Here is a 25866-nt window from a genome sequence, read left to right on the forward strand (position 1 = left end):
CCACCCTCGGGATGGGGAGCGGCGCTCCCCATCCCGTGGTCAGGCCTGATCGAGGAAGCGGTCCAGGACGCGCGAGCCGAACTCCAGAGAACTCGTGGGAACGCGCTCGTCGATGCCGTGGAACATGCCCATGAAGTCGAGATCCGGAGGCAGCTGCAGCGGCACGAACCCGAAGCAGCGCACGCCCAGCCGGCTCCACGACTTGGCGTCGGTGCCGCCCGACATGAGCAGCGGCGCGGTCCGGCTCTGCGGGTCCTCGGCCGCGAGGCAGGCCTTCATCGCCTCGACCAGGCCGCCGCTGAACTCGGTCTCCAGCGCGATGTCCTCGACCACCGTCTCGCGCCGCACCTTGTCGCCGATCAGCTCGTCGATGGTCGCGAAGAACTCGTCCTCGTACCCCGGCAGGAACCGGCCGTCGATGTGCGCCTCCGCGTCACCCGGGATCACGTTCACCTTGTAGCCGGCGTTCAGCATCGTCGGGTTGGAGCTGTTGCGGATCGTCGCGCCGAACATCCGGCTGAAGCTGCCCAGCTTCGTCAGCGTCGTGGTCATGTCGTCGGGGTCGAGCTCGATCTCGAGCACGTCCTCCAGCGTCTTCAGGAACTCCCGGACCGTCGGCGTGATCCGCAGCGGCCACTCGTGCCGGCCGATCCGGGTGACCGCCTCGACCAGGTTCGTGACCGCGTTGTCCGTGTTCACCATCGACCCGTGCCCCGCCGTACCGCGGGCCTTGAGCCGCATCCAGTTCATGCCCTTCTCGGCGGTCTCGATCAGGTACAGCCGCAGGTCGTCCTTGACCGTGATCGAGAACCCGCCGACCTCGCCGATCCCCTCGGTGCAGTCGGCGACGGTGTCCGGGTGGTTGTTGATCAGCCACTGTGCGCCGTACACACCGCCGGCCTCCTCGTCGGCGGTGAAGACGAGCCGGACCGGTCGCCGCGGCTTCACACCGGCCCGCTGCCGGGCCCGGACCACCGACAGCACCATCGCGTCGAAGTCCTTCATGTCGACCGCGCCGCGACCCCAGACGCAGCCGTCGAAGATCTCACCCGCGAACGGGTCGACCTTCCAGTCCTTCGGATCCGCCGGTACGACGTCCAGGTGGCCGTGCACGAGCAGCGGATCGGCGCTCTGGTCCTCGCCCTCCCAGTGCGCGACCAGGGTCGCCCGGCCCGGCTCCGACTCGTAGATCGTGGACTCGATCCCGACCTCGTCCAGCTTGGCCGCGACGTACTCGGCGGCCACCCGCTCACCGTTACTCCTGCCGTTGCCGTAGTTCGTGGTGTCGATCCGGATCAGCTCGCTACAGAGCTCCACCACCTCGGCGTCGGGGGTGTACGCCGTACGGCCGCTGGGGGTCGGTGTAGTCATGCGGCCCATCCTCCCCCACCGGGCCGTCCGGAACCGAGTCAGGTCAGGGTGATCGAGTCGCCCGACACGGTGATCTGCTTCGGCGGGAGGGGTCTCGGGGCCGGACCGTCGACCACGGCGCCGGTGGCGATCGCGTACTTGCTGCCGTGGCAGTCGCAGTTGATGGTGCCGTTCGCGACCGACGCGACCGGGCATCCCAGATGCGTGCAGATCGAGCTGAACGCCTTGAACGTGCCCTTGACCGGCTGGGTGACGACCACCTCGTTCGGCGCGAAGATCTTTCCGCCGCCGACCGGGATCTCCTCGGTCTTCCCGAGCACGGCGTTGGCCGGTGCCGAGGCCGGCGTGTTCTCGGGTTCGCCGTACGTGGAGCAACCGGCCACAGTGACGCCGAGTACGGCGGCAAGGACGGTGCGGCGAGCGGGTTCGTTCATGGCTCGTCCTTTCACCTGATCACGCCGAATGTGTTGAAGAACCAGAGCGACGAGGTCAGCCATAGACCGACCAGGCCGGTGAATACCGCGCCGCCCACGACTGGCAGCAGCCAGGACGGCGCGTCCGTACGACTCAACGTGAGCATCTTCGCGACGAACGCGCCATAGAAGAAGCAGCCGAGGAGTGAATGGATCAGTACGCGCGGTTCGCCGTACTGGAAGCCCAGCGCGTACAGGCAGTGCGCGACCACGGGGAGCGTGACCGCGATGGCCGCGCGGCCCGACCAGCGGTGCACCGGGCCGACCCAGGATCGTCCGGACAGGCCGCGGAGATGTCCCATCAACGCCCCTGCTGTCACGATCTGAACCAGCGCGAGCACGAGGGCGACGGTCGCCAGCCAGCTCTTGACCGACTGGAAGCTCGAGAAGCCCGCGATGTTGATGGCGACGCCGGTGGGATCGTGGAGCCGGCCGTAGACGCCCAGCGCGACGGCGACGAGGGCGCCGACCGAGAGCGGAATCGCGACCCTGCTCACCTGGTGGACCGGCACCGTGGTCATAGCTCTCCTCAGAAGGTCTCGTCGCCGTTGATCGACCGCGCCGGGTCCGGTACGCCGGTGGCGAAACCAGTGGACGGATCGAGTTGCGGGGCAGGGGCGGGTGAGCCGTCGTTGTCGACCCCGACCTGGCTGCCGTCGGGCAGGACGATCCACCCGATGGTCCTGCCGCTGCCCGACGATCGGTAGAGCCCGGCCGGCGGCCCAGCGAGGTCGATAGCGAACCGCAGGGTGCGTCCGTCAAGGCTCAGCGATCCGGTCGCCGTCTGCGCATCGATGGTGGCGGCCAGCCGTTCACCAGTCCGGGATCGCAGTGCGATCTCCCCGTCAGCAACCGTCCCCGTCAGCCAGGCCTCCAGGCGGCGGCCGTCGCAGACGTACGCGACGGCCTGCTCACCCTTGACCGCAATGGCAACCGTGGCCTCACGCTCCGTCGTCTTCCCGACGTACGTGGCCGTCAGTTGTTTCGTCGGCGTTGGCGTCGGCTCACTGGTTGGAGGTTCTGTTGTGGGCGGCGCCTCCGTGGTCGGCGGCGCTGTGGTCGGTGCCGACGTAGGGGTCGCGGCCGCGGTCTCTGTCGGGGTCCCGGTCTGGGTGCTGTTCACCACGAGCAGGGCAACGAGACCCACGGCCGTGGCCGCGAGCGTCACCAACGGACTCCGTTGCCCCATCTCGTCTCCCCCCGGAGCGCATTGACACGAGGATCTCGCCCACCGCGCACCCGGTCAACGGCTGAGCCCGGCCCCGGTGCGGATCCGGATCGGACGGGTACGTTGGGTGTATGAAGGGCGATCGGGTCGAGATCGTCGTCGACACCGGCAACGGCGCCTCGGTGTACGAGATCGCGGCGACCAAGGCGGGACGCCGGGTCGACGTCACCACCAGCCGCAACGTGATCGAGGTCGTCGAGGTGACCCGGTCCGGTACGCCGATCCGCACCGCCCGCTTCCTCTCCGCCCGGGTGATCGCCCTCGTGGAGCACCCCGCCGGCGAGCCTCCGGCCGACGGACACCGTTCAGCCCCGGGCCGATGAAGACTGAACACGTCGTCGTCGACGCCCGCGATGCGCAACTGCCAGGGGATCTGGCCGTGCCGGCCCCGGCAGCCGGTCTGGTCATCTTCGCCCACGGCAGCGACAGCAGCCGTCACAGTCCCCGGAACAAGTACGTCGCCGATGTCCTCAACCGGGCCGGCATCGCGACCCTGCTGTTCGACCTGTTGTCGCCGGCGGAGGCCCGGGATCGGCGGAACGTCTTCGACATCCCGCTGCTGGCCGAGCGTTTGACGGCTGCCCACGAGTGGGCCGGCCGGCGTCCCGGCCTGGACAGCCTCGCGGTCGGCTACTTCGGCGCGAGTACAGGCGGTGCTGCCGCGTTGTGGTCGGCGGGTAGCGGTTCCGACGACGTGCGTGCGGTGGTCTCCCGAGGCGGACGAGTCGACCTGGCCGGCGCTCGACTTGCCGACGTGACGGCACCCACTCTCCTCATCGTCGGCGAACTGGACACCGACGTACTCGGCTTCAATCGTGACGCCCGACGCCGCCTTCGCTGTGCCGAAGACCTCGAGATCGTTGCCGACGCCACCCATCTCTTCACCGAACCCGGCGCCCTCGAACGGGTGGCCGAACTGGCCCGCGACTGGTTCCGCACCCACCTATGACCTGGCCGACCGAACCCGCCGAACTGATCTCGCTGCAGCAACAGCTCGCCGGCGCGCACCCCACACCGTGGACTCCACCGGACCGGTTCCTGATCGGCGGAGTCTGGGCCTGTTTCCCGCGCGGCTTGGCGGGTCCGGGCTCGGCCGGCGACCGCGCTTGGGCCGCCGCGCTCGTCCTGGATCACCATCGGGTCGTCACACAGGAGCTGGTGACCGGCCGCGTCGCGGGTCCTTACCTTCCCGGACTGCTGGCCATCCGACTAGGCCCGCTGTGGGAGGACGTCGTACGACGTCTCCGGCCCAGTCCCGCCGTACTGCTCGTCGACGCCACCGGACGCGATCACCCACAACGCGCCGGGCTGGCGTTGCACCTTGGCGCCGTTCTGGACCTCCCGACCGTCGGCGTCACGCACCGCCCGTTGATCGCCTCCGGAGATTGGCCGGCCGATGAGCGTGGCGCGACCGCACCGTTGACGATCGGCACCGACCAGGTCGCGGCCTGGCTCCGCACCCGGCAAGGCACCCGTCCGGTCGTGGTGCACCCGGGCTGGCGGACCGACCTGGCCACAGCGATCCGGATCGTCTCGGGGTCGCTCGACGGACATCGGACTCCCCAGCCGTTGCGGGCGGCCCGCCGGGCCGCCCGTCGCGCCCGCGGGTCAGAGCACCTTCAGGCCGTACATCTCGCCTAATGGGTCGGCGATCAGCTCGATCCTGGCGCCATCGGGGTCGCGGAAGTAGATCGACGTACCGCTCTCCTCCAGGTACTCGACACCGGCCTCGTCGAGGTTCTTCTTCAGTTGCTGCCACTTGGCCGGCTCCACCGAGATCGCCATGTGGTGCAGTCCGCCCAGGACTTCGGCGTACGGACCGAGGTCCAGGCCGGGGAAGTCGAAGAACGCGAGCAGGTTGCCGTTGCCGATGTCGAAGAAGAAGTGGTTCGAACCCTCGTAGTCCCGGTTCCCGACGATCTCCGTCAGCGGGAACTCGAGGACGCCTTGGTAGAACTTGATGGTGCGCTCGACGTCCGCACACAGGAGCGCGGTGTGGTGCAGCCCCCGTGCGGAACTGGTCCCGCCCGGTTTGAGGTACGTCGTTCTGATCCGGTCACGCTCGGCCTCGATCGCGGGCAGGTCGATATCCGTCATGGGTCCCCTCAGATCCGGAAGAACAGGTTGAGATAGCGGTCGGCTACAGCGCGATCGCCCCGGATCGTACCGGCGTTGCTCCGGCCGAACGCGGTCAGGACGAAACTGCCCGGGTCGAACTCGAGTACGGTCGGCAGCCCCGTGATCTCACCGGGTTCGTAATCCATGCCGTCCGCGCCGACCCGCACCAGGGTGTCCCCCGCGTTCGGGCCGCTGGTGATCCGGATTCCGAGCTCACACGGATCCTTGGCGCCGGTGGTGTACTTCCACAGCACGAACATGAACGGCACCAGCAGATCCGCGGCGTCACCCGACAGCCCGTGCGCCCGGCCGGTCCCCTGCCGGATGTCCCAGGAGTGGACGCCGTAGTCCATCAACTGGAACGCCGGGAAGAAGAACGACGGCAGCGGCCCCATGTAGAAGTGCGGGACATTGAACCCGCCCCACTCCTCCGGGCCCAGCGCGTCGAAGATCCCCATCATCTTGTCGAAGTCCACCCGCAGCCGCTCGACCAGCTCGGCCCGCGGCACGTTCCGCAGCGCCAGCGCCTGCTTGTCCACCCGCTCCGCCATCCCCGGCAGCCCGTACGCCGGCGGCACGTCCTCGCCGCCCCGAGCTGCGTCGAAGGCTACGAAGTACGCCTCAGTGGTGTCCGTAATGTGCGCCACCACGTCCCGCACCTGCCAGTGCCCGGCACCGGTCGGCGCCTCCCAGACGTCGTCGGCGTCCACCAGCTCGAAGAACCGCCCGGCCTCCTGCCGAACCACCCCGAGCATCGTCTCCTTACCCTCGAAGGACATGCCGTTCCACTCGCTCACGCCCACTCACCTCCCACCCGCCGACAAGCACTTGAATTTCAAACTACGCCCCCGCCACCCGCGCGTCACCACCCCAGCCACCCGATGTGAATTCCACCCTTGATCTTTGCTACTGTTCTCCGGTCAGCACCGCTGAGGCGGTCAGACCACTCGTCCGGGTGGCGGAATAGGCAGACGCGCTAGCTTGAGGTGCTAGTGCCCTTTACGGGGCGTGGGGGTTCAAGTCCCCCCTCGGACACACATGCTAACCACACGCGGGGTAGGCCTGATGGAGACTTCCATCGTCGCCAGCTCACTCTGGACATCCAGTGATTCAGCGCACCGATCCTTCGTCGGCCACGCTCGTCCTCGCGTCGGCCGCTCTGGTCGCGTTCACGATGATCAGTCTTGTGACGGCGCTATGTCGTGGCCGGTTCAGGTATCGGGTGGGATCGCCTGCCGGACTTGCGGACGACTCGAGCCAAGCGTGAAGCCCGTCAGGATCACGCCGTTCGAGCTCGTCCAGGCAGCGTTCACACGCCATGACGATCCGCAGCCGCGCCGCCGGCGTCGTCGCCAGTCTGAGGGCGTCGAACCTGTCCCGCCACTGTCGGCACAACTCGGCCGTAGAAGCAGCCGCTCCGTCCTCCGCGGCTCGAGTCAGCCCCAGTCGCCTTGCATACCAGCGCACCGCGGGCGGTGAGGCCGCACCGAGCACCAGCGGGAGCCACAGCACCTGAGCACGCAGACATCCCCGACCGGTCGCCTCCGCATCGTGATGATTCGCCAGCGCTGCCTCGATGTGCTCGAACGCCGAGATCCCGACGGACTCCACGCCTGGCTAGCCTCCGCCGCCAGCGCCGGCGGCGACCCCAACCGGTTCCTCCACGACAACGACGCGAACCGGGCAGCACGTCCGGCTAGAGGCGACGTATCCGGCATCGAGGCATCTCGGACAGGCGAGGCGGCGATGCACCGGTTCCGGCTGACCCGCTGGGTGGTCGGTGCACAGCGGCGGAAGCTCGGCCTGATGCGTTGACGTAGCTGCGTGTGAAATCGTTATCCAGCGTCTTGTCGTCTATCAGGGAAACGCACCTACGCTGAAAGCGTCGCCTTCACCTCGAAGCCCACCCCCCGGCTCGGTGAAGGCGGCTCGGCGGCACTTGTCGTTCGCCGGAGTTGATTCTCAGGTGAGTGGTTCGATCCGGTAGCTCCCGCTGTCCTGGATCAACAGGATTCCTTCGCCCTTACCCAACGGAGGCATCGCTCGACCGGTCAATCCCAACACTGCAGCCTCATTCGTGGGGCTGTGCCCGACCACGAGAGCCCGGCCGCCCTCTGGAAGTGCGTCCACCACTTGCCGCAGCGCTGTACCCAGCAACCACGACTCCCGCTCGACCAACTCCGGATCGACCTCCCGGATGGCCTCGACATCCGCGCCCTTTCCGGCAGTCTTGGCGGCATAGCGCCATCGGTCCTCGACCGAGGACCGCAACCCGATCGCGTCTGCGATGGGTACCTCGTCCTGATCGGCAGCGGCCCGCAGAATCTTCAGCATCTCCGTGCATCGAACCGCGCCGGTCGAGACGAACGCCGCATACGGCGGCCGCAGCCGGCCACCGATCGCCTCGGCATCCGCCACGCCCCTCGGCGTCAGGCGATCGCCATCGTTGTCGGTGTGCCGGCGCAACTCGACGTACCGCATGCAGTCAGTCTGCCCGGCCCCGCACAGCCTGCGGAAGACACACGACGCATCTCCCCCGCGATCAGTGCAAGGCAACGGTGAGTAACATGACGGACGGCCCCAGGGCCTCGACGTCATGGCGTTGCGGCGGCACGGCGACCAGATCACCTGGACCGAGCTCCGCTGCCGCGTCCCCGGCATGGACCACAATCCGACCCTGCAGGCACAGCAGGGAAGCGTCCCCCGGACTCTTGTGCTCGCCCATCACCCTGCCCGCGGCAAGAGCCGTCAGCGTCTGCCGGAGCCGAGCACCAAGCCTGCCGTAGACCGTCACCGAGCTGCGCCCACTCTCCGCGGACACTGCCTTCCCGAGCTGGTCAGCGGCCATATCGTTCATCGACGCAACATCCATCATCCGATCATCGCAGACGCTGGTAACGCGGCGGCCTGTCGACAGTGATCGCGACTCATGGGACGACTCCGCGCGTACCTGGTGGCTTGTCACACCCTTGCTGCTGGAGACTCCACGCGGCACGCGACGCGTCCTCGACTGGTGCCCGAAGTACTCGTCATGGCGCCTCGGCTTCGCGGCCGAGCCGGCTGGCGGGGTCAGCGCCTCAGATGGGCCGTTGATGCTCGAGTGAGGCGGGTGGCGATGGGGCCGATGATGTCGTGCAGGTCCGCCGGTTCCTCGATGTCGAAGTCGAAGCCGAGCAGTGCGACCCAGACCGCCAGTTGTTCGAGGGAGGGCGAGCCGACGATCAGGCGGCAGGTGCGGTCGTCGATCGGCTCCACCACACCCGCGGTCGGCGGAACCACCTCCTGCACCTCCTTCGCCGGGGCGTGCAGGACGAAGCGGCCGTGAACGCGGTAGACCGACGTCGAGATACTCGTCGACGTGAGTCGCGCGACATCCTCGTCGGACAACTCGCGGGGCGCGAAGCGCGGGCCGACCGGGACACGCGGAGACATCCGGTCGACGCGGAAGGTGCGCCAGTCGTCACGATCGAGATCCCAGGCAACGAGATACCAACGGCGGCCGGTGTGGACGAGCCGGTGCGGCTCGGTGGTGCGGATGGTCGACGTAGCGGCCTTGTCCCGGTAGTCGAAGCGCAGCCGCTGATGGTCCCGGCAGACCGCAGCGACCGCGGTCAGTATTTCCGGGTCGACGGTGGGCGCGCCACCCGCCAGCGGAACGGTCATCTGCTGCAGGGCGCTCACCCGGTGCCGAAGTCGCGACGGCAACACCTGCTCGAGCTTGGCCAGCGCCCGCAGCGACGTGTCCGCGATGCCCGCCACAGTGCCACCGGCGGCTGTGCGCAGACCGACCGCGACCGCCACGGCCTCGTCGTCGTCCAACAACAGCGGCGGCAGTTGCGCACCCGCACCCAACCGGTATCCGCCGGCAACGCCGAGCGTCGCGTTCACCGGATAGCCGAGGCCGCGGAGCTTGTCGACGTCGCGGCGCACCGTGCGCACTGTGACGCCGAGCCGCTCCGCGAGCTGCTCGCCGGTCCAGTCCCGCTGCGACTGCAGCAGCCCCAGCAGCTTGAGCAGTCTTCCGGAGGTCTCCAGCATGACTGAATTCTGTCACCGAAAGAGGACCGAAGCTGTCCTGTTTCGATTCTAGAGTCGAGACATGGACATCACCACGGACATCCGCCCCTTCCGCATCGACATCCCGCAGGCCGACATCGACGACCTTCACGCCCGGCTCACCCGAGCCCGCTGGGCCGACGACCTGCCCGGCGCCGGCTGGGAGCGCGGCGTGCCGGCGTCGTACCTAAAGCAACTCGCGGACTACTGGGCGACGTCGTACGACTGGCGCAAGCACGAAACCGAACTCAACAGCCATCCGCAGTTCGTCACCACCATCGACGGCGAAGACATCCACTTCCTCCACGTCCGCTCACGCGTCGAGAACGCGACTCCCCTGCTACTCGTCCATGGCTGGCCGGGCTCGGTCGTCGAGTTCCTCGACCTGATCGGCCCGCTGACCGACCCGGTCGCACACGGCGGCGACGAGGCCGACGCCTTCCACCTGGTCATCCCCTCGCACCCCGGCCACGGCTTCTCCGGACCGATCTCCCACACCGGCTGGACCGACGCACGCACCGCCGCCGCCTTCGCCGTACTGATGGAGCGCCTGGGCTACGACCGGTACGCCGCCCAGGGTGGCGACGTCGGCGCCTTCATCCTCCCCGCCCTCGGTCGACTCGCCCCCGACAAGATGATCGGCATCCACCTCAACGCCCATGTCACGTTCCCCACCGGCGATCCCGCAGACATGGCCGCGCTCACCGAGGCCGAGCGCGTACGGCTCGCCGTGTTCAAGGACTTTCAGGACGACAAGTCCGGCTACATGCAGGTCCAGGGCACCCGGCCGCTCACGGTGTCGTACGGGTTGACGGACTCCCCGATCGCCCAACTGGCCTGGATCACCGAGAAGTTCAAGGATTGGACCGACCCCGCGGCCGAACTCCCCGACGACGCGGTCGATCGCAACCGGCTGCTGACCAACATCAGCATCTACTGGTTCACCGGTACGGCGCTCTCCTCGGCCAACTCCTACTACGAACGGTTCCACGACGCCGCCGCCTGGGCCCCGAAGGAGCGCTCGACGGTACCGACGGCCGTCGCGGTCTTCACCACCGATGTGGCGATCCGGCGCTTCGCCGAGAAGACGGACACCATCGTGCGCTGGACCGAGTTCGACCGCGGCGGTCACTTCGCCGCCATGGAGGCCCCCGACTTGCTCCTCGCCGACCTCCGCGCCTTCATCCGCTCGCTGACGTAGCCCGTGTCGCCGAGGCGGGCCGCCGTCATGGCTACCGGCGCTGGGACGGCACAACCTCTGAGTAGTTCGCCCACTGTGGTTGTGCCGAGCCGGCCGCGTTTCAGGGGACCGGTCAACAGCTTGAGCACGACGACCGCGCTGCTGGACGGCGTTGCGGCGGCCGAGCGCGATCTGCCCGCCACCGGCGCGATCGTCGGTGCGCTGGGAAAGCTGGCAGGCACGAGGGCAACCCTGCAGGCTCTCCGCACGGTCGAGGGACGCGCCCGCACCGAGCTCGATCAGGCGATCGCAGAGGCCTCTGACCGTGAACGCCGGCTGCACGGGACCGCGGCGGCACACTCGATCGGTGCCGACGCGACCACAGTCCAGTTGGCGCGTGACGCGATCGACCGATTCATCCGCTCCGGGGACCGTCTGGTTGGCGCACGCCGGGACCGTGCATCACAGCACGAGCAAACTATCCAAGGCCGAACGTGGTACCGGAGACCGCCTCCCGAGCGGCTGGTTGGGGATACGCTGAGGAGGCAGAAGGTTGGTCGTGGTGCGGTGTGACGCAGCAATACTTGGCCGGCGAGCTCTCATTGCTCCTGGCGCAGCTCCGAGCGGTGGCCACCGACGAAGCCTCGGCCCGCGACCTGGATCGCTTGCGCCGGGAGGCAGAGTCGATGCCGCTGAACACCCTGGCTTCGGTGACAGTTCGCGCGATCGCGCGTGCCGATGGGATGTGCTGGGGCTCCGTGGCCCGCGGCGACACCGCGGCTTTCAGCCGCCAGGCCGCGGCCGCCGCCGCGATCCATGAGTTCGGTGTGTGCGCCCATCTGCTGGAGGAGGTCTGACACCAACGGAACCGGTCACCATCGTCGAGCGAGAGGTCGAGCCATGGCCACAGGACAGGAAGATCAGCTATCGGAGGCGCAGATCGCCGTTCACTGGCGAGAAGAGGAGTACTACCCGCCGCCGCCGAAATTCATCGCCCAGGCGAACGCGGCCGACCCGGACATCCTCGAGCGATTCGGCGAGCAGCGGTTCCCCGAGTGCTTCAAGGAGTACGCGGACCTGCTCACGTGGGACTCCTACTGGCACACCACGCTGGACACCAGCCGGCCGCCGTTCTGGAAGTGGTTCGTCGGTGGTCGCCTGAACGCCTGCTACAACTGCGTCGACCGGCACCTGCGGACCAGCCGTAACAAGGCGGCCCTCATCTGGGTTCCGGAGCGGGAATCCGAGGAGACGAAGGCGATCACCTACCAAGAGTTGTACCGGCAGGTGAACGAGTTCGCGGCGTTGCTGCGGAACTTCTGCGGGGTCAAGACCGGCGACCGAGTGACGTTCCACCTTCCGATGGTTCCGGAACTTCCCGTGTCCATGCTCGCGTGTGCGCGGTTGGGCGTCATCCACTCCGAAGTCTTCGGCGGGTTCAGCGGCGCGGCGTGCGGTGGCCGGGTCGCCGACTCCCAGAGCCACGTGCTGGTGACGATGGATGGCTACTACCGCAACGGCGAGCTGGTCGATCACAAGGTGAAGGCCGACGAGGCCGTCGAGACTGCCCGCGAGCTCGGGCACGAGGTGGAGAAAGTCCTGGTCTGGCGGCGGCACCCCGGCAGCTACGCCTCACAGAGCCCGATGGTCGAGGGTCGCGATGTCTTCGTGGACGAGCTGCTGCCCGACTACGGCGGCACGGTGGTCGAGCCGGTGTCGATGCCCGCCGAGGCGCCGCTGTTCCTGATGTACACCAGCGGTACGACGGGACGCCCCAAGGGATGCCAGCACTCCACCGGCGGATACCTGGCGTACGTCGCCGGCACCTCGAAGTACTACCAGGACATCCATCCCGGGGACACATACTGGTGCGCCGCGGACATCGGGTGGATCACCGGGCACTCCTACATCGTCTACGGACCCCTCGCGCTTGGTACGACGAGCGTGATGTACGAGGGCGTTCCGACGTACCCGGATGCCGGCCGGGTCTGGCGGATCGCTGAACGACTCGGGGTGAACATCTTCCACACCGCACCGACGACGATCCGGATGCTGCGCAAGCTGGGCCCGGACGAGCCGAACAAGTACCGCTATCGCTTCAAGCACATGAACACAGTGGGCGAACCGATCGAGCCCGAGGTGTGGCGCTGGTACCACGACGTGGCCGGCAAGGGCGAGGCGGTCGTCGTCGACACGTGGTGGCAGACCGAGACCGGCGGCTTCCTGGGCAGCACCCTGCCCGCACTGCAGCCGATGAAGCCAGGCAGCTGCGGACCCGGGATGCTCGGCATCTACCCGGTGATCTACGACGAGGACGGCAACGAGATCGAAGCGGGCAGCGAGCGGGCCGGCAACATCTGCATTCGCAATCCGTGGTCGGGAATCTTCCAGACGATCTGGGGACAGCCCGACCGATTCGTCCAGATCTACTACCAGAAGTACTGCCGGAATACCGGCAGCCAGGACTGGGGCGACTGGCCGTACTTCGCCGGCGACGGCGCCATGCAGGCAGCCGACGGATACTTCCGGATCCTCGGCCGGGTCGACGACGTGATCAACGTCGCCGGCCACCCGCTCGGGACCAAGGAACTCGAATCGGCCTGCCTGACCGTCGACGTGGTCGCCGAGGCCGCAGCGGTCCCGGTGATGGACGAGATGCGCGGCAGGGCCGTCGAGATGTACGTCGCACTCAGGCCGGGTGTTGCCCCGAGCAAGGACATCGAGGGCAAGGTGGCCGAGGCGATCGTCCGCGAGATCGGCAAGATCGCCCGGCCCAAGCATGTGTGGATCGTCGCCGACATGCCCAAGACACGCTCGGGCAAGATCATGCGGCGGGTGATCGCCGGCATCTCCAACTTCACAGACGTCGGCGACGTCTCGACGCTGGCCAATCCCGAGATCGTCGACGACATCCGGCACCGGATCCAGGCCGAGAAGCTCGCCCACGGCGAGGTGCCCCGCGAGCTGACCCCCCAGGAAGCCGAGGAGGTCAAGTCGTTCGGCCGGACCGAATGAGCTGGTGGAGACGGACACGCGGGTCGAGGCCGATGCAGACCGGCTGAGACGCCGCGCTGCTGGTGGCCGGATCGACTGTCAGCCTCGTCCCTACTCGTGATGGGATTGCGCGGTGTCTCAGCGCAGGAACGTGAGCACGCGTCGCGCGAACTCCTCCGGGATCAGGTCGATCGCGATGTGCTGCTGGCCGTCCATGACGGTGACCCGCGCATCCGGAAGGGCGGCGGCGACGGTCTCGTAGTCGGCCTGCATCGCGGGCGGGCTGTCGCCGCCGACCATGAGCAGCACCGGCACCGTGATCTTCTTCGCCTCCTGGGGATCGAAGGTTCGCTCGGTATGCCCCCGGTCCTCACGGGTGATCGTATGCGCCGCGGCGATGCGCGCCTGCCAGGCGGGCAGGGCGCGATACCGCTCGAACTCGTGGTCAGGCATGCGCACGATCTCGCGGAAGAACGTCTCCAGCGCGCGGTCGCGCTCGCCCTCGGCCAGCAACGCGTCCATCCGCACCTGAAGCGCCGGTGGGATGGCCAGCGCCTCCGGGTTCGGCGCGGGCCAGCCCTCGTACAGCACCAGCTTGCGGATGTTCGAGGTCAGCGTCGCCGCGCCGAACGCGCAGAACCCGCCGAACGAGTGGCCGAGCAGGTCGACCGCCGCACCGGAGGTCGCGGCCACGGCATCCACCACGGCGGCGACGTCCTCGAACTCGCGCACCCCGTCGTAGTAGGCCGCGTCGCCACTGCCACCTCGGCCGCGGCGGTCCATGGTGTGCACCGTGACGTGCGGCTCCAGGTACTTCAACACGGGCGCCCAGCGAGTGTGGTCGGCCGTCGTGCCGTGCACCAGCACGAGCGGCGGCCCGTCGCCGCTCGTCCAGTAGGCCAGCTCGGTGCTGTCGCGCGACACCACCCGCGTGATGGTGGGTTCCTCCGTGCGTGTCATGGCAACCACTCCTTCGTCCAGTACTGCCACGCTCCCCCGGCGGCGCCCGGCCTGCATCGGTAGAGCTACCCATCCTTGTTCGCGAGCAGGATCCGCCGACCTCGCCGAGCGGCGAAACCGCTGGGAAACAGGTACTGACGTCTGTGGTTGAAAGCGCACTCAAGCGGCGATGATGGAAGGTGACACCTCGCGACCGGGCGCGAACGGCGCCGGCGCGGATGCCAGTCTCCCGCAGGAGGTTGTCATGGATGTCGTCGTACTCATCGGCCGGATCCTCTTTTCAGCGCTCTTCGCAGTGTCGGCGCTGGCGCACTTCGGTCAAACAGACGCGATGACCGGCTACGCGAAAAGTAAAGGCGTGCCGGCCGCGCGACTCGCCGTACTGCTGGGCGGTGTCCTCCTTGTTCTGGGCACGGTCTCGGTCTTGCTCGGGATCTGGCCGGATCTCGGCGCGCTCTTGCTGGTCGTGTTCCTGGTCCCGACCGCCCTACTGATGCACGGCTTTTGGCAAGAGTCGGATGCCCAGGCCAAGCAGACCGAGCAGGTCCAGTTCTTCAAGGACACCGCGCTGGCCGGCGCCTCGCTCATGCTGTTCGCGTTGTTCGCCCACCTCGGCGACGACCTCGGCCTCGTGATCATCAGACCACTCTTCGATTTCTAGGAATGGTGTGCCTCCAACGGCACCACCACCGGACAGACGGTCGCCCTCGGCGATCGAGTACGCCGATGCATCAATGCAGGCGGACGCGGGGGTCGAGGAGGGCGTAGGCGACGTCGACCAGGATGTTGGCGACGACGACCGCTGCGGAAGCGAACAGGACGATACCGATGATGACCGGCAGGTCCTGCTGGTTGATCGCGTCGATGGCGGTTTTGCCGAGTCCGGGCAGGCTGAACACGGTCTCGGTCACGACAACCCCGCCGATGAGCTGGCCGAGGTCGATGCCGAACTGGGTGACGACCGGAGTGAGCGCGCTGCGCAGACCATGCCGGATGATCACGCGGCGTTCGGGGATGCCCTTGGATCGGGCGGTCCGGATGTAGTCCTCACCGAGTACGTCGAGCATCGAGCCGCGAGTCAGCCGAGTGTAAGTTGCCGCGAGCAACAGAGCTAGGGCCAGCCAGGGCAGCACCAGGTGCTGGGCCCACAGCCCGGCGCCGTCCGTCAGCGGCGAGTAGCCGCCCGCCGGGAACCAGCGGAACCCGGCCAGCGTGAGTTTGAAATACAGGAAGTACAGCAACAGCAGGCCGAGCAGGAACGAGGGCATCGAGTAGAAGAACAGGGCGAAGAAGGTGAGCCCACGGTCGGCGAGCGAGCGGGGGTGAGTGGCCGACACGATGCCGTTGAAGACACCGAGCGCGAGCCACAGCACGGCGGCGCCGAGCGCGAGCGAGACCGTGATCGGGAGGGCCTGCCCGATGATGTGGGTGACGGCCACCTGATGGTAGTAGTCGTAGCCAAGGTCACCCTGGACCGCGTTGCCGAGGAAATGCGTGTACTGCTTCCACAACGGCTGGTCGAGTCCGAGCCGCTCTTCGATCAAAGCGATGGTCTCCGGGGTGGCCTGCCGTCCGGCGAGGGTGCGGCCGACGTTGTTGGGAGCAACGAAGAACAGTCCGAACACGGAGATCGTGATGAGCCAGAGCACGAAGACTCCGAGAGCGGTCCGGCGGATCAGGAAGCGGGTCATCTCGTCACTTCTCCAGCAGCCGCTCGGTGCGCGGGTCGAACGCGTCCCGGACGCCGTCGCCGAACAGATTGAAGGCGAGCGTGGTGATCAGCAGCGCCGCGCCGGGAAAGGCGATGAACCACCAGGCCGTCGTGTAGTAGGCCTGCGCCTCGCTGATCATGCCGCCCCAGTCCGGGGTCGGAGGCGCCAATCCGAGGCCGAGGAAGGACAGCGTCGCCTGGACAACGATCACGACCGGGATCAGCAGCGTGGTGTAGACGATCACGGGTGCGAGCACGTTCGGCAGAATGTCGACGAACATGATCCTGCGGTCGCTCGCGCCCAGCGACCGAGCCGCCTCGACGAACTCGCGTTCGCGCAACGACAGGACCTGGCCGCGGACGATCCGGGCCACCGAGGCCCAACTGAAGAAGCCGATCACCAGCACCGTGATGGTCAGGCTCGGACCCGTGACCGAGACCAGTGCGATCGCGACCAGCAGGAACGGCACCGACAGTACGACGTCGATCAGCCGGGCCAGCACAGTGTCGACGATCCCGCCGAGGAATCCGGCGGCGAGTCCGACGACGACGCCGATCACTACCGTCAGCGCAGTCGAGGCGACGCCGACGAGCAGCGAGATCCGGGCGCCGTACGCGATCCGGACCAGGATGTCGCGGCCGAGGTCGTCGGTGCCGAGGAGGAACTCGCCGGTGGGACCTTTCGGCAGCCCGTCGGGGGTCAGGCCGGTCTCGCGGTACTGCTCGTTCGGCGGGTGCCCGGTGACCGCTGCGAACACCGGTGCGAACACCGCGACCAGCACGATGATCGCGATGACCCCGAGAGAGACCATCGCCACCCGGTCGCGGCGCAGCCGCATCCACGCGAGCGCCCAGGGGCTGCGGCCCTCGATCATCCGGCGGGGCAGCGCACTCACATCCGCCGGCGTACCGGTGGGGATCTCGGTCTCGGACGGTAAGGTCATGCCACGCCTCCGATCTCCCCGGCGACGCCGACGTCGATCACGGTGTCCTCGATCTGGGGCATGGCGAGCATCAGGTTCTCGCCCATCTCGAGCGGGTATATGCACGCAGTCGCGTGGTTGGCGGCATCGCCCAGTACGGCGACCAGCGGCGGCTCACGTCGTACGCAATCGGTGCGAGCCTTCGGACACCGGGTGTGGAACCGGCAACCCGAAGGCGGCGCGACGGGCGACGGCATGTCGCCGGCCAGGATGACTCGCTGCCGGCTGTCCGACAGATCAGGGTCAGGGACGGGCAGCGCGGACAGCAATGCCCGCGTGTAAGGATGCCGCGGTGTCCGGAAGAGCTCGGGGGTCGGCGCGGTCTCGACGACCTTGCCGAGATACATCACCGCGATCCGGTCGCTCACATGCCGTACGACGGACAGGTCGTGTGAGATGAACACGTAGGTCAGGTCGAACTCGTCCTGCAGATCCGCCAGCAGGTTGATGATCTGCGCCTGGATCGACACGTCCAGTGCGGACACCGGCTCGTCGCAGATCACCAGCTTCGGTCGCAGCGCCAGTGCCCTCGCCACCCCGATCCGTTGCCGCTGGCCACCGGAGAACTCCGCCGGAAATCTGTTGTAGTGCTCGGGATTCAGCCCGACCAGCTCCATCAGCTCCTGGACTCTCTGCTTCCGCTGTACGCCCGACGCGACGCCATGGATGGCGAACGGGTCGCCGATGATCGAGCCGACGCGGCGGCGCGGGTTCAGCGAGCCGTAGGGGTCCTGGAAGATCACCTGGATCTCCCGGCGCAGCGGCCGCATCGCCCGCCGGGAGACCCGGGTGATGTCCTTCCCGTCGAACCACACGGAGCCGGACGTCACGTCGTACAGGCGGGCGATGCAGCGAGCCAGGGTCGACTTGCCGCAGCCGGTCTCGCCGACCAGGCCGAGCGTCTCGCCGCGTCGTACCTGCAGGTCCACTCCGTCGACGGCGTACACCAACTCGTGTCCCCGGTTGAGCAGCGCGCCGACCTGGACCGGGAAGTGCTTGTGGAGACTTTCCAGCCGCAGCAGGGCATCGTCGCGGCTACTCATGATGCCCCGGCTGCCTGCAGCGCCTCGCGTTGCTGTCTGCGTGTCGTCTCGTCGGAGCTCAGCCAGCAGGCGGATTGGTGAAAGGGGTCGCGGAAGACGTCGTCCAGCGGCGGTATCTCCACGCGGCAACGGTTGAAGACGTACGGGCACCGCGGCGCGAACGGGCAGCCGGGTGGGAGGTCGATCAGGCTCGGTGGGGTTCCTTTGATCGGGGTGAGCCGTTCGCCCGCCGATTCCAGTACCGGCAGCGACGTCAACAGCCCTTCAGTATAGGGATTGTGGTGCCGGTAGAAGAGCTCACGGCGGCGTGCCCGCTCCATCGCCGCGCCGGCGTACATCACCACCACGTGGTCGGCCGTCTGGGCGACCACGCCGAGGTCGTGCGTGATCAGAATGATCGCCGTACCGAAGCGGAGCTGCAGGCTCCGCATCACCTGCAGAACCTGGGCCTGCACGGTCACGTCGAGAGCCGTGGTCGGCTCGTCGGCGATCAGCAGTTCGGGATCGAGGGCCATCGCCATCGCGATCATCACCCGCTGCCGCATGCCCCCGGAGAACTGGTGCGGGTAGTCGTCGATCCGCTTGCCCGCCTGCGGGATCCCGACCAGTGACAGCAGTTCCGCGGCCCGCGCGCGTGCGTCCCGCTTCGAGATATCCCGGTCGTGCGCCTGGATCATCTCGACGATCTGCCAGCCCACCCGGTAGTACGGGTGCAGGCTGGACAGCGGGTCCTGGAAGATCATCCCGATCCGGGCGCCGCGGATCCGGCGCAGCGTCGCCGGGTCGGCGGCGAGTAGGTCGGTGCCGTCGAAGATCGCCTCGCCGGAGATCCGGGCGCCGCGAGTGAGTCCGGTGATGGTCTGGGTGGCCACACTCTTGCCCGACCCGGACTCACCCACGATGGCGAGGGTCTCACCGCGGCGTACGTCGAACGACAGCCCCCGGACGGCTTGCACCACGCCGTCCGAGGTGTCGAAGGAGACGTGCAGATCCCGGACGCTCAGCAGGAGCGGCATCGCCGGTCAGCCGCCTTGCTTGTCCTTGCTCAGCCAGACGTTCGTCGGGTCGAAGTTCTGGATCGCGGGGATGTAGATCGCGTTGTGCACCTGGGAGGCGCGGTAGTTCGCCTGGATCGGATTGGTGATCGGGAAGAACGGCGCGTCCTTCATCACCTGCTCGTCGGCCTGGCCCCACAGCGCCGTGGCCTCGTCCGTGGTCTTCGCCGTCGCCGCCTGCAGGATCAGCGCGTTCGTCGCCGGGCTCTCGTACAGGCCGAAGTTGCTGCCGATCGGCGGGAACGCCCTGGACCCGGCGAACAGCGGAGCAAAGAACGACAGCGCCGCGTTGCCGTACCAGTCGGAACCCCAGCCGGCCAGCGACAGGTCCCAGACCCCACGCCGGGCGACACTCGGGACCTGCAGGTACTTCGTGTAGAAGTCCGCGTTCGGTGACGGTACGCCGACCACCTTGATGCCGATCTTCGACAGGTCCTGCTGGACCGTCTGGAACGTCTTGCTGCTGCCCTCCGACGCGTTGCGGTACAGGAACTTCAGCGTCAGCCCGTTCGGGAACCCGGCGGCGGTGAGCAGCTCCTTCGCCTTGCCGGCGTCGTACGGATAGAGGTCGATCTCCTTGTATCCGACGATGCCCTGCGGCAGCACGTGGGTCAGCGCCTTGTTGACGTTCGGCCCGCCGAGCACCTGGATGATGTTCGCGCGGTTGATGCCGTACATCAGCGCCTGCCGCAGCTGCGGATTGGCCATCGCCTTGTTGTTGTTCGGTGAGACGGTGTTGAAGACGACGTACGGGTTGGTCGACGAGGTCTCACCGAGGTTGAGGTTGGGGTCCTTGGTGCTGATCAGCTTCGGCAGCTGCGACGGAGGCGGGAAGTTGTCGAACTCCATGTCGGCCGTCGGTGTGCCGGTCTGCAACTGCTGCTGGGTGGAGTCCTGGCTGACCGTCTGGTTGATCGCGATCTTGTCGACGTACGCCTTGCGCACCGGGTCGCTCGACGCCTGCCAGGCCGGGTTGCGGGTGAACACGATCGACTTCGTCGGCGTATAGGACTCGATCTGGTACGGCCCGTCAGACACGGTGTGCTGGGCGAGCTCGGCACTGGCCGGCAGGTAGGAGTTGAACTCCTTCGGCGCCGGCGAGAACGCGGGCATCGTGAGCATGTCGACGAAGTACGTCGCCGGCTGGGTCAGCGTGAACACCACGGTCGTGTCGTCCTGCGCCTTCACGGCGGGCAGGTCCGTGCTCTCGACGTACGCGCCGATCGCCGCGGCCGTTTTGCCGACGTTGGCGAAGCCATCGCAGAACGCCTGGTACCCCTCTAGCAGGGACGCGAAGTCGGGGATGCCACCGAACGGCTGGACCGGGTTGCATGTCCGCTTCACGCCCCGGACCACATCGGCCGCGGTGACCTGGCGAGCCGGACTGGTGTTCCACTGCGCGCCCGACCTGATCTTGATCGTGTACGTCTTCCCATCGGCGCTGACTCCGCCGTTCGACGTACTCGGGACCTCGGTGGCCAGGTCCGCAACCGGGGCCGTCGTCTTGCCGTTCTCCGCCGGGTAGGTGAACAGCTGCCTGCTCCACATCCGCAGACCCAGGTAGCCGATCGAGTAGTAGCTGATGTTCGGGTCCATGTAGTCGATGTCGCCCGCGCCGAGCATGTTGAGCGTGCCGCCAGTGACGGCCTCGCCTCCGGTACCGGACTGGGTCGTCGTACCGCCACCGCAGGCGGCCGCCGCCAGAGTGAACGCGCAAATCGCAACGATGGACAACTTCTGCCGAGACATTTCTCCTCCTTCTGGCGAAGCAGGGCGCGTCGGCGGTAAGGAGGGCGGGCTCGTGGATCGCCTTATACCTGCTTCGTACGCAGAACGCCTCACCACGGCAATGAGAGCGGCCCAACTGTTATCCCCTCGCCACGCGCACGTGACCAGCCCGACGCGGACCGTAGCGAGTCGGTGACCGGACGCCGTTCCACGCGAGCCTGCCCGGACCCGGAGGTCGGGAGTAATGGTGGGGTTGTGGTGCCCGAGGAGGCGTCCAGGGTGACCAGTGGCGGACGGGTGCTTGTGGTGGGCGGCGGCGACCTGCTCGGCGGGCACACCGTGACCGATTGATCCGGCCCGACCGGAGACCGCGCACGCTGGGCGTGCCTGGTTGGCCGGGCGCAGGCTGAGCGGATGGCCACCAGCTCAGTGCGGCGGTGGCAGAGCGGGGCTGCAGGAGGCGCTGACGGCCCAACGACCTCTGACCCGCGCCGCTCTGACTGGAACCAGAGTTGATCGAGCAACCGCATGCGGGCGCTGGTCACCGGGTACCGGGTACCCGGAAGTGTTCCCCTGGACTGGAGGCTCCTCATGGGTGCGGCGATCGCGATTCCGCTCATCATCATCGTCATGGCAGCGGTCGGCTACCTGCTATGGACTCTGTACCTCGTCGGTCTTGAAGCGGTGACCGCCGCCAAGTCGACGCGACGCCACGGCTCGGGTGAGACCGCGGCGCATTACGACCCCACGGACCATCAACACGTCTCCACCAAACCACCACAGGAGTACGACCAGAAACCGACCAACCACGCCGATTGATCCTGACTCCGACGGCAATCCGAGAACCACCAAGCCACAACCCGGAACACCGGGTCCGGCTACGGCGATCCGTCGTACGACGGATACGCGCGGGCGTACGACGACCTGCGGCACGAGTCGACCGACCCCGCCCTGAACGGCACCGGCGTGCTCATCCGGTGGACTCCTCCGCCCCTGGACGTCTCGCAGGTCCTTGCTGTCTCGCCATCACCCTGCGCACAGCGTTCTTGCGCGTGCTGAACTCCTGGCCGTCGGCCGGCCGATCCCACAGACCGCACCCCGCGACCATCGCCGGAATACGGCGTAGCGTTTGAACTGCCGTCTCTGTTCATCAGTTGCAGTCCACCCTCCGCCCGTGGGCCCGATCGGTAGCCGGGAACAGGCCGGTCAGAACGGGTGGCACCGTGGCAACAGATGGGCGAAGTGACGAGCCTCTGATGGATGTGCTGGGCTCGGTGCATTCGTTGCTGCTGAGTGGCCCCGGGCTGGAGGACTTGCTCGTCAAGCTGGCGGGCATGGCGGCCAAGGTGGTGGGCCCGCCGGCCTCGTGCGGCATGACGACTCGGTACGACGGGCAGCCTCACACGATCGTGGCCAGTGATCCACGGGCCGCGTTGATCGACGAGCAACAGTACGAACTCGGGGAAGGGCCTTGCCTGGACGTCTTGGAGAACGGCGAGGTGGTCGACGTCACGGACCAGGCGAGCGAGTACCGGTGGAGCCGCTACCGTGATTCTGCGCTCGAGCTCGGGGTGACCGCGTCCCTCAGCTTCCCGCTGATCGTCGACGACCAGATCATCGGCGTCTTGAATCTCTACGGATACGACCAGACGAACTCGTTCAGCGAAGCGGACCGGGAGCGGGCCGCGGCCGTCGCCGACCAGGCTGCCACCACGTTGGCGTTCGCGGCACGAGCGGTGCAGCAGTCACAGCTGAGCGAGCAACTGGAGCGGGCATTGCTCTCGCGATCGGTGATCGACCAGGCACTCGGCCTGCTGATGGGACAGCAGAAATGCGATTCCAGGACGGCCTTCGAACTGCTGCGCCGCCATTCGCAGAACACCAACCGCAAACTGCGCGACGTCGCCGCCGACATCATCACCAGACTCACCGGACAACCGCCGGTCGATAGTCGCACATTTGATCCGGCCGATGACTCCAACGGCTCAGTGAGCGGCTGACTCGCCTGTGGATGGCTCGCTCCGGGAGCAACGCCAGGACGTGACCCGGCCCGCGCCTCTGGCCGCACACGTCCTGGCGCCTGTGTGTACCGCGCAGAGGGGAAACGCTCGCTGTGACCCAGCCTGCCGTCCTGGCCGCACACAGACGGTGCATCTGTGACAATTGCCCCTCCCCCGGTTACAGGTTCCGAGCTGCTTCCTCCTCGGCGAACACGCCACGGCGAGGGGTCAGCTCGCCGACGATCTGCTCATGGCCGGCTTGTGCCTCCACCAGGCTCACCCATTTCCATCGACGCGGCCGGCTGCTCCCTGCGCATTGGACCACGGTCTCGAAGATCGGTGGCATCGGCGTAGGCAGCCACAACCCCAACCAGATCGTCATGATCTGAACGTGGTGACCACTCCCGCCCACGCAGTCGCACTCGATCACCGCGTACTCACGCCTGGCAGACAAGGCCAGCCAAGTACTGCGGTTGATCGGGCGCCCCTGCCTGTCGACGTACGTGAATCTCGTTCGCGGCGCCATCACCGCTGTGCCCGTCAGCCCACCCCGCTGATCAGCTCGTTGTTGCCTCTGCGCCGATCACCGCAGCAAATGAATCCACGCCACTGTTCTCACCCCTGAGCGTTCGTGTGCTGGCTCGGCGGCGGGATATGCACCGGTGTGGCGATGGCGAATCCGGACCACGAATGATCAGGCCGAGCGCGGGCACAGCGCAGTACGGCAGATGACCTGGAGGTGGTGGGACTCTCGATCTCCGTCGACACCGGCGGCATACTTGGCCGCCTGGCTGTTGTCCCAACCAGGCGCCACGATAGACAACACCGCGCCCGGTGACAACCCCATCAGCCGTCCAGGGACTACGTCGAGGTCATGACCGAGGTCATCGCATTCCAGTCCGACGCCTCGACCATCGAGAGCGGAAGCCGGAGCAGAGCTGCGCGCGCACTGCGCGGCGAAACTTCGAGAAGGCACAGGTCCGCGGTAACACCGCGAGCCCCTGGCAACCATCCGATCAGCCTTGCCCCCAGATCAGCGGTTACGGGGTGCGACCTACCGTCGTAGCGTCGAGCTCGAGGCGTGTGGTTAAGGTGCGTGTTCCTCCTCGGACACACACTAACCACACGCGGGGCAGGCCTGATGGAAACATCAGCCACCCGCGTTTTGTAGTTGTAGGAGACTTCCAGCTTCAAGGCGCCGTACAGGTCAGCCAGATCCCCTCGATCCGCCTGGTCCAGCACCGCCTTCACAGCGCCCAGCTCCTGCACCATCGCACGGATGTCCGCCGCACTCAGCCGCTCGGCCGGCTCCAACGCCTCCAGTCCCGCCAGGCCAGCCTTCTTCTCTGCCGTTGCAGCGTTGTACTGACTCGTCAATGCCTCGGGATCCCAACCAGCCTCCAGAGCACGTTGAAGCCGCACCATCGTCGCATCCGCGATCGCGATCCTCTGCCGGAACCTTCGCTCCGCCGCATCCGCAGGATCCTCCTCGCTCTGCGCACCCGCCAGAAGTGCAACAGTCCGATCAAGATTTTCGGGACTGAACAGTTCCGCAATCCATTCGTTCACCGGTCGCGACCCGCCCCAGACCCGCCGCCGCGCCAGTCACCGGGCCGACGCCGCGGCACCCTGGCCAAGGCGGGCGCCCACAGCCGGGCCGGGACTGTCGGCGATCACGTACAGCGCAGACGCCAGCGCGAAGCCGACGAGCCCGGCCAGCAGCACCGGACGCGCGCCGATCCGGTCGGCGATGGTGCCGAACACCGGCTTCAGCAGCACCTCGACACCGTCATACAGGGCCAGCAGCGCTCCCAGCGTCAGCAGAGATGTGACCGCATCCTCGGAGAACCCACCGAGGTTCGCTGCGACCGCATGCGCACCGAATGCCGTGGTGAACGCGGCCGCATACAGCGGCCACATCCGGCTTCCCGGCGCTGCAGTTGTGGAAGGCGTCGGGCTGGTCATCCTTGGCCGCCCGCTGTCCCATGCAGGGCGCGGAAGACACGCTCGGCGAAGTCCTCGCAGACTGCCACACACTCCCGGCTATGGCGCGAAGAGTCGTGGGAGGTTGCGTGCTGTGAGAGCGACGCGTGTGAGGCTGGCTGGAATTGCGCATGCCATCGTCCAGGTTGGCGAGGGCGCGGCGGCGACGAGCGCGATGAGCATGCTCAGGTCGAGCAGGATCAGCCCGAGGCCGGCGGGTGCGGCGCGGCGCGTTGTCGAAGGATTGTTGCTTCTGACAACTGTTACGAGGGTCGCCACAACGGCGACAAGGACGGCTCCGAAGGAGACGGCGGCGGCGAGCGGGATGTGCCATGTCCAGGCCTTGGTGCTGATCAGGGTAAATCCCCACAGGACGGCGAACGCGGGGCTCGTTGCCAGTAGCGCGAATGCGGTACGTCGCCCAGCGGACTGGCGGGCAAAGGCCGAAGTGACCTCAGCCGGCCGACCGAACTCCTCGATCGCGGCGGCGACGGCCGCCGCGGGCGCGAGGCCCCGCCGAAGGTAGTCATCGACTGTCTCCTCCAGGCCGTCCGCCAACTCCTCGACCGCGTCGGGTGGCAGACGCCGAGCGAGCTCGGCCAGGTAGCCGTCGATCAGGTCGCGGTCGGCCATGGCTCCGGCTCCAGCAGCCTGGTGACAGTCTGTGCGAACTCGCGCCAATGGCCCGTTCCCCCGCGAGCTTGCGCCGGCCGTCTGCCGTGAGTTGGTAGCTGCGGCGCCGCCGGCCGTCCACCACCGACCATGATCCGCTGATCAGTCCTGCTCGTTCGAGGCGGTGCAGCGCGGGATAGACGGTGCCGGTGGGCAGGTCGAAGCGGCCATCGCTGCCGTCCCGTAGCGCTTCCTTGATCGCATAGCCGTGTCGCGGCCCATCACCCAAGGTGGCGAGCAGAAGTACGTCGAGATGACCCTTCAGCACTTGCGCGTCCACCCTCATAGGTAGCTATGCTACACCAATCGGA

General features: G+C 67.4%; 31 protein-coding genes and 1 tRNA gene. 12 read left to right on the plus strand and 20 right to left on the minus strand.

Going from position 1 to position 25866, the window contains the following annotated elements; all coding sequences use genetic code 11:
- Window positions 1-39 precede the first annotated feature (39 nt).
- The 4 genes from AB0E63_RS03250 to AB0E63_RS03265 are packed head-to-tail and all read right to left on the minus strand — an operon-like array spanning window position 40 to window position 3033.
- A complete protein-coding gene (locus tag AB0E63_RS03250) occupies window positions 40-1371 on the minus strand; it encodes a M20/M25/M40 family metallo-hydrolase (protein ID WP_360360548.1) in 1332 nt (443 codons plus the stop codon).
- Between the two features lie 38 nt (window positions 1372-1409).
- Window positions 1410-1805 (minus strand): Rieske (2Fe-2S) protein, encoded by a 396-nt coding sequence (locus AB0E63_RS03255; RefSeq protein WP_360360551.1) that lies wholly within the window; start codon window positions 1803-1805, stop codon window positions 1410-1412.
- Window positions 1806-1816: 11 nt separating this feature from the next.
- The gene (locus AB0E63_RS03260; protein WP_360360554.1) at window positions 1817-2365 is read right to left on the minus strand and encodes a DUF6529 family protein; all 549 of its coding nucleotides are present in this window, start codon (window positions 2363-2365) and stop codon (window positions 1817-1819) included.
- A gap of 8 nt (window positions 2366-2373) precedes the next feature.
- Entirely contained in the window at window positions 2374-3033 is a 660-nt protein-coding gene (locus tag AB0E63_RS03265; protein ID WP_360360557.1) for a hypothetical protein, read from the minus strand.
- Window positions 3034-3143: 110 nt separating this feature from the next.
- Between AB0E63_RS03265 and AB0E63_RS03270 the strand changes: the two genes are divergently transcribed.
- The 3 genes from AB0E63_RS03270 to AB0E63_RS03280 are packed head-to-tail and all read left to right on the plus strand — an operon-like array spanning window position 3144 to window position 4713.
- Window positions 3144-3395 (plus strand): hypothetical protein, encoded by a 252-nt coding sequence (locus tag AB0E63_RS03270; protein WP_360360560.1) that lies wholly within the window; start codon window positions 3144-3146, stop codon window positions 3393-3395.
- Window positions 3392-4021, plus strand: a complete 630-nt coding sequence (locus tag AB0E63_RS03275) for a hydrolase (RefSeq protein WP_360360563.1) — start codon at window positions 3392-3394, stop codon at window positions 4019-4021. The genes AB0E63_RS03270 and AB0E63_RS03275 overlap by 4 nt, the downstream gene beginning before the upstream one ends.
- The gene (locus tag AB0E63_RS03280) at window positions 4018-4713 is read left to right on the plus strand and encodes an endonuclease V (RefSeq protein WP_360360565.1); all 696 of its coding nucleotides are present in this window, start codon (window positions 4018-4020) and stop codon (window positions 4711-4713) included. The genes AB0E63_RS03275 and AB0E63_RS03280 overlap by 4 nt, the downstream gene beginning before the upstream one ends.
- Here AB0E63_RS03280 and AB0E63_RS03285 read toward each other — a convergent pair.
- Both AB0E63_RS03285 and AB0E63_RS03290 read right to left on the minus strand, forming a co-directional pair.
- Entirely contained in the window at window positions 4681-5169 is a 489-nt protein-coding gene (locus tag AB0E63_RS03285; protein ID WP_360360568.1) for a VOC family protein, read from the minus strand. The two genes, AB0E63_RS03280 and AB0E63_RS03285, sit on opposite strands and share 33 nt — an antisense overlap.
- 8 nt (window positions 5170-5177) lie before the next feature.
- Window positions 5178-5987 carry a maleylpyruvate isomerase family mycothiol-dependent enzyme gene (locus tag AB0E63_RS03290; RefSeq protein ID WP_360360571.1) on the minus strand — a complete coding sequence of 270 codons (810 nt, stop codon included), beginning with the start codon at window positions 5985-5987 and terminating at the stop codon, window positions 5178-5180.
- A 152-nt stretch (window positions 5988-6139) separates the two neighbouring features.
- Between AB0E63_RS03290 and AB0E63_RS03295 the strand changes: the two genes are divergently transcribed.
- A tRNA-Leu gene (locus AB0E63_RS03295) sits at window positions 6140-6225 on the plus strand.
- A gap of 516 nt (window positions 6226-6741) precedes the next feature.
- A complete protein-coding gene (locus AB0E63_RS03300; protein ID WP_360360574.1) occupies window positions 6742-7005 on the plus strand; it encodes a hypothetical protein in 264 nt (87 codons plus the stop codon).
- A 147-nt stretch (window positions 7006-7152) separates the two neighbouring features.
- Here the strand turns inward: AB0E63_RS03300 and AB0E63_RS03305 are convergent, their stop codons facing one another.
- From AB0E63_RS03305 to AB0E63_RS03315, 3 genes are all read right to left on the minus strand, one after another.
- Complete coding sequence (locus tag AB0E63_RS03305) at window positions 7153-7671, minus strand: hypothetical protein (protein WP_360360576.1); 519 nt, start codon at window positions 7669-7671, stop codon at window positions 7153-7155.
- Between the two features lie 61 nt (window positions 7672-7732).
- The gene (locus tag AB0E63_RS03310) at window positions 7733-8047 is read right to left on the minus strand and encodes a cupin domain-containing protein (protein WP_360360579.1); all 315 of its coding nucleotides are present in this window, start codon (window positions 8045-8047) and stop codon (window positions 7733-7735) included.
- Window positions 8048-8259: 212 nt separating this feature from the next.
- Window positions 8260-9228, minus strand: coding sequence for a YafY family protein (locus tag AB0E63_RS03315; RefSeq protein ID WP_360360582.1), 969 nt, complete (start codon window positions 9226-9228; stop codon window positions 8260-8262).
- A gap of 61 nt (window positions 9229-9289) precedes the next feature.
- Here AB0E63_RS03315 and AB0E63_RS03320 point away from each other — a divergent pair, with 61 nt between their 5' ends.
- The 4 genes from AB0E63_RS03320 (at window position 9290) to acs (ending at window position 13441) form a co-directional block, all read left to right on the plus strand.
- A complete protein-coding gene (locus AB0E63_RS03320) occupies window positions 9290-10447 on the plus strand; it encodes an epoxide hydrolase family protein (protein ID WP_360360585.1) in 1158 nt (385 codons plus the stop codon).
- 120 nt (window positions 10448-10567) lie between these two features.
- Complete coding sequence (locus AB0E63_RS03325) at window positions 10568-10999, plus strand: hypothetical protein (RefSeq protein WP_360360588.1); 432 nt, start codon at window positions 10568-10570, stop codon at window positions 10997-10999.
- Complete coding sequence (locus AB0E63_RS03330; RefSeq protein ID WP_360360591.1) at window positions 10996-11283, plus strand: hypothetical protein; 288 nt, start codon at window positions 10996-10998, stop codon at window positions 11281-11283. Before AB0E63_RS03325 ends, AB0E63_RS03330 begins: the two co-directional genes overlap by 4 nt.
- 43 nt (window positions 11284-11326) lie before the next feature.
- Entirely contained in the window at window positions 11327-13441 is a 2115-nt protein-coding gene (gene acs, locus AB0E63_RS03335) for an acetate--CoA ligase (RefSeq protein WP_360360594.1), read from the plus strand.
- A gap of 117 nt (window positions 13442-13558) precedes the next feature.
- Here the strand turns inward: acs and AB0E63_RS03340 are convergent, their stop codons facing one another.
- Window positions 13559-14410, minus strand: a complete 852-nt coding sequence (locus tag AB0E63_RS03340; RefSeq protein ID WP_360360597.1) for an alpha/beta hydrolase — start codon at window positions 14408-14410, stop codon at window positions 13559-13561.
- 214 nt (window positions 14411-14624) lie between these two features.
- Here AB0E63_RS03340 and AB0E63_RS03345 point away from each other — a divergent pair, with 214 nt between their 5' ends.
- Window positions 14625-15041, plus strand: a complete 417-nt coding sequence (locus AB0E63_RS03345; RefSeq protein WP_360360600.1) for a DoxX family protein — start codon at window positions 14625-14627, stop codon at window positions 15039-15041.
- A 70-nt stretch (window positions 15042-15111) separates the two neighbouring features.
- Here the strand turns inward: AB0E63_RS03345 and AB0E63_RS03350 are convergent, their stop codons facing one another.
- The 5 genes from AB0E63_RS03350 to AB0E63_RS03370 are packed head-to-tail and all read right to left on the minus strand — an operon-like array spanning window position 15112 to window position 20921.
- Complete coding sequence (locus AB0E63_RS03350) at window positions 15112-16071, minus strand: ABC transporter permease (protein WP_360360602.1); 960 nt, start codon at window positions 16069-16071, stop codon at window positions 15112-15114.
- 4 nt (window positions 16072-16075) lie between these two features.
- Window positions 16076-17035 carry an ABC transporter permease gene (locus AB0E63_RS03355; RefSeq protein ID WP_360360605.1) on the minus strand — a complete coding sequence of 320 codons (960 nt, stop codon included), beginning with the start codon at window positions 17033-17035 and terminating at the stop codon, window positions 16076-16078.
- On the minus strand, window positions 17032-18117 hold the full coding sequence (locus AB0E63_RS03360) for a dipeptide ABC transporter ATP-binding protein (protein ID WP_360360607.1): 1086 nt from the start codon (window positions 18115-18117) through the stop codon (window positions 17032-17034). The genes AB0E63_RS03355 and AB0E63_RS03360 overlap by 4 nt, the downstream gene beginning before the upstream one ends.
- The gene (locus AB0E63_RS03365) at window positions 18114-19133 is read right to left on the minus strand and encodes an ABC transporter ATP-binding protein (RefSeq protein WP_360360610.1); all 1020 of its coding nucleotides are present in this window, start codon (window positions 19131-19133) and stop codon (window positions 18114-18116) included. The genes AB0E63_RS03360 and AB0E63_RS03365 overlap by 4 nt, the downstream gene beginning before the upstream one ends.
- Before the next feature lie 6 nt (window positions 19134-19139).
- The gene (locus AB0E63_RS03370) at window positions 19140-20921 is read right to left on the minus strand and encodes an ABC transporter substrate-binding protein (protein WP_360360613.1); all 1782 of its coding nucleotides are present in this window, start codon (window positions 20919-20921) and stop codon (window positions 19140-19142) included.
- 570 nt (window positions 20922-21491) lie between these two features.
- Between AB0E63_RS03370 and AB0E63_RS03375 the strand changes: the two genes are divergently transcribed.
- Window positions 21492-21719: a hypothetical protein gene (locus AB0E63_RS03375; RefSeq protein WP_360360616.1), complete on the plus strand. Its 228-nt coding sequence runs from the start codon at window positions 21492-21494 to the stop codon at window positions 21717-21719.
- A gap of 437 nt (window positions 21720-22156) precedes the next feature.
- Entirely contained in the window at window positions 22157-22900 is a 744-nt protein-coding gene (locus AB0E63_RS03380; protein WP_360360619.1) for a GAF and ANTAR domain-containing protein, read from the plus strand.
- Window positions 22901-23078: 178 nt separating this feature from the next.
- On the opposite strand, the gene AB0E63_RS03385 is transcribed toward AB0E63_RS03380, so the two are convergent.
- The 5 genes from AB0E63_RS03385 to AB0E63_RS03405 all read right to left on the minus strand — a co-directional run bounded on the left by AB0E63_RS03385 (window position 23079) and on the right by AB0E63_RS03405 (window position 25841).
- Complete coding sequence (locus AB0E63_RS03385) at window positions 23079-23282, minus strand: hypothetical protein (RefSeq protein ID WP_360360622.1); 204 nt, start codon at window positions 23280-23282, stop codon at window positions 23079-23081.
- A 479-nt stretch (window positions 23283-23761) separates the two neighbouring features.
- Window positions 23762-24469 carry a hypothetical protein gene (locus AB0E63_RS03390; protein ID WP_360360625.1) on the minus strand — a complete coding sequence of 236 codons (708 nt, stop codon included), beginning with the start codon at window positions 24467-24469 and terminating at the stop codon, window positions 23762-23764.
- A gap of 36 nt (window positions 24470-24505) precedes the next feature.
- The gene (locus tag AB0E63_RS03395; RefSeq protein ID WP_360360628.1) at window positions 24506-24820 is read right to left on the minus strand and encodes an MFS transporter; all 315 of its coding nucleotides are present in this window, start codon (window positions 24818-24820) and stop codon (window positions 24506-24508) included.
- 123 nt (window positions 24821-24943) lie between these two features.
- Window positions 24944-25516, minus strand: a complete 573-nt coding sequence (locus AB0E63_RS03400; protein WP_360360631.1) for a permease prefix domain 1-containing protein — start codon at window positions 25514-25516, stop codon at window positions 24944-24946.
- Window positions 25410-25841: a helix-turn-helix transcriptional regulator gene (locus AB0E63_RS03405; RefSeq protein WP_360360634.1), complete on the minus strand. Its 432-nt coding sequence runs from the start codon at window positions 25839-25841 to the stop codon at window positions 25410-25412. Before AB0E63_RS03405 ends, AB0E63_RS03400 begins: the two co-directional genes overlap by 107 nt.
- Window positions 25842-25866: the final 25 nt, after the last annotated feature.

Source organism: Kribbella sp. NPDC026596 (genome assembly GCF_040638415.1).
Taxonomy (GTDB): Bacteria; Actinomycetota; Actinomycetes; order Propionibacteriales; family Kribbellaceae; genus Kribbella.